Source organism: Agaribacterium haliotis (genome assembly GCF_002312815.1).
GTDB lineage: Bacteria > Pseudomonadota > Gammaproteobacteria > Pseudomonadales > Cellvibrionaceae > Agaribacterium > Agaribacterium haliotis.
In genome coordinates this window covers 323,585-329,673 of the sequence record NZ_NKQJ01000003.1, presented here as the reverse complement: position 1 = coordinate 329,673, position 6,089 = coordinate 323,585, and the positions used below count along the sequence as shown (strand labels likewise).

The 6,089-nt window shown below is 46.4% G+C and carries 7 protein-coding genes and 1 other RNA gene; 2 read left to right on the top strand and 6 right to left on the bottom strand.

Features of this window, described 5'->3' with window-relative positions; translation table 11 throughout:
* Positions 1 to 113: 113 nt before the first annotated feature.
* Positions 114 to 425, top strand: a complete 312-nt coding sequence (locus CFK45_RS05940) for a tyrosine-type recombinase/integrase (RefSeq protein ID WP_096085495.1) — start codon at positions 114 to 116, stop codon at positions 423 to 425.
* 46 nt (positions 426 to 471) lie between these two features.
* On the opposite strand, the gene CFK45_RS05935 is transcribed toward CFK45_RS05940, so the two are convergent.
* The 6 genes from CFK45_RS05935 to CFK45_RS05910 all read right to left on the bottom strand — a co-directional run bounded on the left by CFK45_RS05935 (position 472) and on the right by CFK45_RS05910 (position 4,931).
* Positions 472 to 1,617 (bottom strand): DNA cytosine methyltransferase, encoded by a 1,146-nt coding sequence (locus CFK45_RS05935; RefSeq protein ID WP_096085494.1) that lies wholly within the window; start codon positions 1,615 to 1,617, stop codon positions 472 to 474.
* Positions 1,607 to 2,305 carry an MAE_28990/MAE_18760 family HEPN-like nuclease gene (locus CFK45_RS05930; protein WP_096085493.1) on the bottom strand — a complete coding sequence of 233 codons (699 nt, stop codon included), beginning with the start codon at positions 2,303 to 2,305 and terminating at the stop codon, positions 1,607 to 1,609. The genes CFK45_RS05935 and CFK45_RS05930 overlap by 11 nt, the downstream gene beginning before the upstream one ends.
* Position 2,306: 1 nt before the next feature.
* A complete protein-coding gene (locus CFK45_RS05925) occupies positions 2,307 to 3,359 on the bottom strand; it encodes a DUF262 domain-containing protein (protein WP_096085492.1) in 1,053 nt (350 codons plus the stop codon).
* Positions 3,360 to 3,482: 123 nt separating this feature from the next.
* Positions 3,483 to 3,837: a transfer-messenger RNA gene (ssrA, locus tag CFK45_RS05920) on the bottom strand.
* A gap of 105 nt (positions 3,838 to 3,942) precedes the next feature.
* Entirely contained in the window at positions 3,943 to 4,209 is a 267-nt protein-coding gene (locus CFK45_RS05915) for a putative antibiotic biosynthesis monooxygenase (RefSeq protein ID WP_096085491.1), read from the bottom strand.
* Positions 4,210 to 4,232: 23 nt separating this feature from the next.
* A complete protein-coding gene (locus CFK45_RS05910; RefSeq protein ID WP_096085523.1) occupies positions 4,233 to 4,931 on the bottom strand; it encodes a pirin family protein in 699 nt (232 codons plus the stop codon).
* A gap of 143 nt (positions 4,932 to 5,074) precedes the next feature.
* On the opposite strand from CFK45_RS05910, the gene CFK45_RS05905 reads away from it, so the two are divergent.
* Positions 5,075 to 5,971, top strand: coding sequence for a LysR family transcriptional regulator (locus tag CFK45_RS05905; RefSeq protein WP_096085522.1), 897 nt, complete (start codon positions 5,075 to 5,077; stop codon positions 5,969 to 5,971).
* The last annotated feature ends 118 nt before the right edge of the window (positions 5,972 to 6,089 follow it).

Genomic DNA, 6,089 nt, shown 5'->3' with positions numbered 1-6,089 from the left:
GGGGGAATATCCGGGTCTCTTGTTCATAGGCTAATTCTCTCAAGAAAGTTAGCCTCCGACAAAACCGGTACGATTCAAGCGGTAAGGTTCGCGCGGTACCAGTATCAAAGGATTTGGAGGGTGAGCTTCAAGAACATCTAGAGGAGTTTGGTGAATTCTCCAGTTCTATCAGTGCTTTCAGGAGAGCGTTGAATAAATCTGGTATTCAGTTGCCGAAGGGGCAGGCTGCTCATGTTTTACGTCATACGTTTGCAAGTCACTTTATGATGAATGGAGGAAATATCCTGACATTGCAAAAAGTCCTTGGGAATTCGACGATTAACATGACAATGCGCTATGCCCACCTTTCACCAGATCATTTGGCAGATGCTGTGAGGTTCAACCCTCTAAAGTGTGTACGCCTAACCCCATTACCAAAGCACTAATTTAGAGGGGGTAGTTGGTTCTGACGTTCAGAACATTTAAGTTTCGTTAGATCTCTCCTTGTAGAAATAGTTTTGTTATGCAGTATGTCAATTGAGGTGGGACAGCATTGGCGATCATTTTTCTTAGTTCAGTAACCTTGGTAATGTGATCGAATGAGAAGTAATCGGGAAATCCTTGAATTCGTGCTGCTTCTCTTGGGTTGATTGTCCTTTTTTTTCGCGGATGAATATATCTCCCTTGCCCCATGGATCCAAACCCTGAAGTAATTGTTTGAGCTGGCTTATCCCAGTAGAGTCTTCCGTATATGGAGTTATATGAGTGGGCTTTATTTCTGTGGCATGGAGGTCTTTGCTCGTCGGGCAAGTTGTACAAATTGTTGTCAAACAAATAATTCATTCTTCTGATGTTCTCAGCTGACAAATTGCCCGAGCGAAACTCGATTTTGTTGCTTTGTATATCTTCCAAGTCTTTTATGAAGTCTCCTAGCTGAAGAGTTGGCTTTTCGTTGGATGCTTCAAGGTTTATTGGTGTTCTGGGGGCGTCACTTTTCTTTGCAATAATTACATGACGCCTTCTGGTTTGGGGGACAGATAATGTCTGAAAGTCAATGGTGAGTTCTTTGACAGAGTACCCTAGATTCGATAGGTATGAAGTGGCTTTTTGTGTCACTTTCTCCTGGGAGTGAACGACTGTAGGAACATTTTCAATAATGGCCAGTTTAGGTTCTAGCGACTTAATTGCTCGTAAAGTTGATAAGTAGAGCTTATTTCTAGGGTCATTTCGGCGAGTGGAGTTATTTAGGTCTGAATGGCCTTGGCAGGGAGGTCCCGCCAGCAATATGTCAACTTTACCGATGCTTTTGGATAAGCCTTTTTCAATTTTGGTTAGTTTGATATTAAGGTCTTGGGGGAAATACTCCAAAATGTCAGTGTTTATTGCATTAGGGTTGTAGTTGCTAAAGTTTTTTGTGTAGGTTTCAAGTGCGGCAGCATTAAAGTCAATTGCCAAGTTTATTTTTACTTGGATGTTTTGTTCGTGAGCAGCTTTTACTGCGCCTAAAGTCATGCCTCCGCAGCCCGAGAAGAGGTCAACTAATGTGATCGCAGATTTAGGGTGCGTCACACTCGGCGATTCTGCGCTACGTAACCAATCAATGACGTGTGATTGATTGAGTTGAATTTTATTTGGCATACTGAGTTTTGTCGGCGTATCGATTTATATTTTTCAAAGTACTTTTTAGGTATGTTACGACTTGCTTTTTTATTCTTTGCAAGTCATCTACGGTGTACATGTTTCCGACCTCGGTGAATGTAGAATTGCCGTGTGATAGCGAGTTTCTTTGGTTTTTAACTGTTAAAAGCTCCGCGCCTTCTCTAGCTTTGTAGTGAATAGGGTTGTGAATATTGTGCCTTTCTGCGAGTTTTCTAACTTGTCTGGCGTCTATATTGCCGCTGATCGGAAGCTTTTCTGGGTCAAAGTGTAATGCTTCATTTCTAAGTACCTCGTTGATTATTTTGAATGTTAAATCTCGGTAGGTGACTTGGTTTGACGAGATGGGTTCAACATTAACAAATTGTTGTTTTATCCATTCGTTTTGAATTTTTGTTGTCACATCTTCTAGGGTTTTTTCGCTGCTGTTTATTTCTTCATAAAGGAAAGAAAATGAGGATCGAATACTTGACTCTACGAGGTTGTAAAGCATTAGCATTACTGTGGCGCGCATAACTTTTAGCGCTTCTCTATCAACTTGTCGCTCTCGTCTCCGGAGTTGACCGGTCTTTACAACTCTTGTGCAGTTTTCAGAAAGGAGCGCTATCACCTTTAAATAAGAGTCAATCTCTGAGACTCTTTGATTGAAGTCTTCAACGATGTGATCCATCTTATTTCCCTAGGAGATGATCACGTACAAATTCGACGCGGCCCGTTAGCTTTGGTCGTGAATTGCTCGCGTGAGTGGTGACGTGGCTAAAAAACTCAGGAGATTCAAGCCAAGACATTGGCCCTGGTATTAGGTTGGGATCATTCCTAAGGGCGAGGTTAACTCCTACGGAAATTGCTTCAAATCGTACTCTCGGTGTTGACTTGGCTGAAGGGGTCTTGGCAAAGCCGCTACTGAAGTACCTGGAGACAAATTGAAGCATGGTTTTGAACTCCTGTTCTTTGGCCTTAACGTCGATAGACGATTTGTTGTCCTCAATGTACTTATCTAAAAACTTCTGTACATCGTGTCGGAATTGCTTATACCTATCAGAGTATGCAAAAAACCTTAAGACTAACTCTTCTCTTTCCCTTCTGTTTTCCAGCGCTGAGCTCATTGGGCAAAGCTTTTCGAATTGCTTGTCTTTTGAGCATTTAATGACGAGCTTCATCAAAGGGCTTTCATAGGATCCCCTACGTACCTCGCTCGGTTTGGCCTTAACCGCGCCAGTATTAATTCGGTTAAATATTTCCTGCCTCCGTCCTAAGGATGTTGAGTCCTCAAGCACAATTAGGCGAAGTGCTTTCGTTGCAAATTTTCGCTGTTGGGCAGTGGGTAGGTCAGAATACTTAAATCCATTTAAGGCAGGAAGGAGTTTTAATTCTTTAAGCACTAAATCGTCATTAGTAAATTGCTCAAGAGTTTGTATGCGTTGAGCTCCGTCAACGATTTCTAATCGTCCATCTTCGAGATCAGCGACAAACATCATAGGAATTGGTAGCCCTAGAAGTATTGACTCAATGAAGTTGATTCGATGTTGGTCGAGCCAAATGAACTCTCTTTGATACTCGGGAATGAAAAAAAGTCCTTCATTAAATTGACTAACGATATAGTCGATCGTGAAGTCCCTTAAGTCATACTTTGTTTCTTTTTGCTGTTTCTTGATTTGCTCTTCAGCAAGCTTCTTCAGCTCAGAGGTGATTTCTATTGTTTTTTTTGTTTTAGATCCTGCCATGATCGCTTTTCCTAGGCTCGAAATAGGGAGTTGCTATGTGGACACTAATTGGACAATTCTATGCTTGTGATAATAAAAAAGCGTATAAGTTAATGCAAATTCAATAACTTATACGCTTATATTTGGTGGAGGCGGGGGGATTTGAACCCCCGTCCGTCAGCACTACTTCTTCGGCTCTACATGTTTAGGTCCGTTAATTAATTTAACTCAGTGCAGCCCAACGGGCAGGACGCAAGAAGCGAGTTTGTTTAAGGTTTAGTCCGCCAGCCACAAACATACTCTTGGACGATCCTGTTCTGATTGACAGTTATCTACGCGGTACAGGCACCTTGTAGTTAACCGCTAGCGGGCTTAAGCCGCTAGAGCGTAGTTATCGTCGTTTGCGACTATAACAAGTACAGCTTGTATTAAGGTGATTCGCTGTCATCACCACATGCACCTCGGACCTCGTTACCGGCGTCGAATCCTAATCGCCCCCAGTGGCCGTTCAATACGCTGGGCGTATGTGGCGGGGCGATTGTTTGCCCCGTGGCCAGTCCAGCCGCACAGTATACTTGCTCGCTCCTCGCAGGCCAAGTGGAGCTTAGCGCTCGGCCTGCTTGTTTTTGCTGAGTTTGTCGCCGAGCTTCAAAAGCCAGGGCATGCCCAGGGGCTGAATAATATAAACAATCAGCGGCACGATAATGGCCACGGCGGCAGTGGTTTGCAGCAGCTTGTTATCTGGCAGCAGTGGCTGGATAAACTCGGGAATAAAATAAACCAGCGGCACCAGCGCAACAAAGGTGAACAAAGCGCCGAGATGGCGCTGTTTGCGGTGTTGTTTTCGGTGTTGTTTGCTGAGTTGTTTCATTGTTTTCTTTGCCTTGCTTGGTTTTAGCCTTGCTCTTGCATCAGTGTTACCGAGATCAGTTCACAGTCGCTTAACGCGGTAATGCTGACCTTATTGGCGCGCACCAGGCTGCCGTCTCCGGCCTGTTGGCTCTGGCCGCTTTCGCTGAATTCGGCTTTGCCGGCGGTAATGTAGTGCAGGCTGTCGCCGTCTATGTCGATGCTTTGGCCCTGCTTCAGGCGCACGATGTCGATCAGGGTGTGGCTGTCGAAGCTGTGTTGTTGCTGTTTGTCGCCGCCATAGATACGTGTTTTGCCCTGGTTTTGCGGTTTGTAGTAGTGGTAGCCGGCCGGGCGACCGCTTTCTTCCGGTACAACCCACAGCTGGATCATGCGGTTGCGGCTGCTGTCGGGGTTGATTTCGTTGTGGGCAAAACCTTCTCCGCCGGCGCGCTGGGCTTGCACGTGCCCCTGTTCCAGGCTGGTACCGTGTTCGAGCGAGCCCTCGTGGCTGACGCGGCCTTCGACCATGACCGAAATCACGTCTATCTCTTTGTGTGGGTGCATGCCGGTTTCACCGTGGGGCTGAAAGCGGGCGTCGGCGAGGTAGACAAAGTTGCCGAGGCCTTCAGAGGCCTGTGGGTTCTTGCGCGCGCCAAATACGCGGCTGTCGGTGACGATACGGTGTTCTTTTAAACCTGCAAATCCACCGAGGGGCAGGCTGTCTCTTTGTAAAATTTGCATGGGTGCCTCCATTGTTGTGTGTTGCTGCTTGTTGTTGTGTGGCTGCAGCGAATCGATGACTACATAGTAGGCTCAGGTCTTTGTTTAATAAATCCTGATATGTGGTTAATATAATTCCATTAATAACAACAAAGGCGGTTGCTGTGCTGCAAGATTTAAACGATATGATGGTGTTCTTAGCGGTGGTTGAGAGCGCAAGTTTTACCCGCGCCGCCGACAAGCTCGGCATGCCCAAAGCCAATGTCAGTCGCAAAGTCAGCAAGCTTGAGCGCGAGCTGGGTGTGGTGTTGCTCGAGCGCTCAACCCGCTCGCAGCATTTAACCGAGGCCGGGCGTAAATACCTTGCGCACTGCAAGCGTATACAAGAGGAGCTCAGCCTGGCCGAGGTCTCGCTTGAACAGTTAACACATCAAATAAAAGGCCCGCTAAAAATAGGGGCTTCTGTGGGCGTAGGCCAGCAGCTGCTGAGTCCGGTGCTGCCCGAGTTTTTGGCCGCTTACCCTGAGCTTCAGCTGGAGCTAAAACTGATCAACGAGCGTGTCGATCTGATCGAGGGCGGTTATGACTTGTTGATCCGGGTTGGTCAGCTCGACGATTCTCGCCTGTTGGCCAAGCGTTTGGGCACGATTCAGCGCAGTTTATTTGCAAGCCCTACATGGCTTTCGAGCAACGCCAAACTTGTCAAACTCGAAGAGCTCTGCGGGTGTGATTTTTTATATATGAGTCGTATGAGCGAGGGCCGTGAACTGCGCTTGCATAAAGCCAAGTCGGAACGGCGTTTAAAGATACAGCCTCGTATGCACGTCGATGATTTTTCGGTCATCAAGCACGCGGCTCTAAGTGGCCTTGGCATTGCTGTGTTGCCGGACTATATGGCCACAGAGGCTTTGGCGCGGGGGGAGTTACAGCGGGTATTTGTTGACTGGCGGCTTGAGCCTATTGAACTGTACGCACTCTACCCAAAAAATCGCCTGAAAATCCCCAAAGTGCAGCGTTTTGTTGAGCATATTAGCCAATCTATTGGTTCGCGTTTAGCGTAAAGCTAAGCTGCAACTTAATTGCTGAGCCAGTTCGCTATAGTGAATGTTTGCTTCAGTGAAAATATAGTGAAAGCCCGGCAACTATGTAGCTGTGTTTCTCTGTTTACTGTGGCTCTGT

Excerpts from the sequence above, each read along its gene's own strand:
- CFK45_RS05935 (WP_096085494.1), bottom strand. The coding sequence starts at position 1,617 with ATGCCAAATAAAATTCAACTCAATCAATCACACGTCATTGATTGGTTA.
- CFK45_RS05930 (WP_096085493.1), bottom strand. The coding sequence starts at position 2,305 with ATGGATCACATCGTTGAAGACTTCAATCAAAGAGTCTCAGAGATTGAC.
- CFK45_RS05925 (WP_096085492.1), bottom strand. The coding sequence starts at position 3,359 with ATGGCAGGATCTAAAACAAAAAAAACAATAGAAATCACCTCTGAGCTG.
- CFK45_RS05915 (WP_096085491.1), bottom strand. The coding sequence starts at position 4,209 with ATGAAACAACTCAGCAAACAACACCGAAAACAACACCGCAAACAGCGC.
- CFK45_RS05910 (WP_096085523.1), bottom strand. The coding sequence starts at position 4,931 with ATGCAAATTTTACAAAGAGACAGCCTGCCCCTCGGTGGATTTGCAGGT.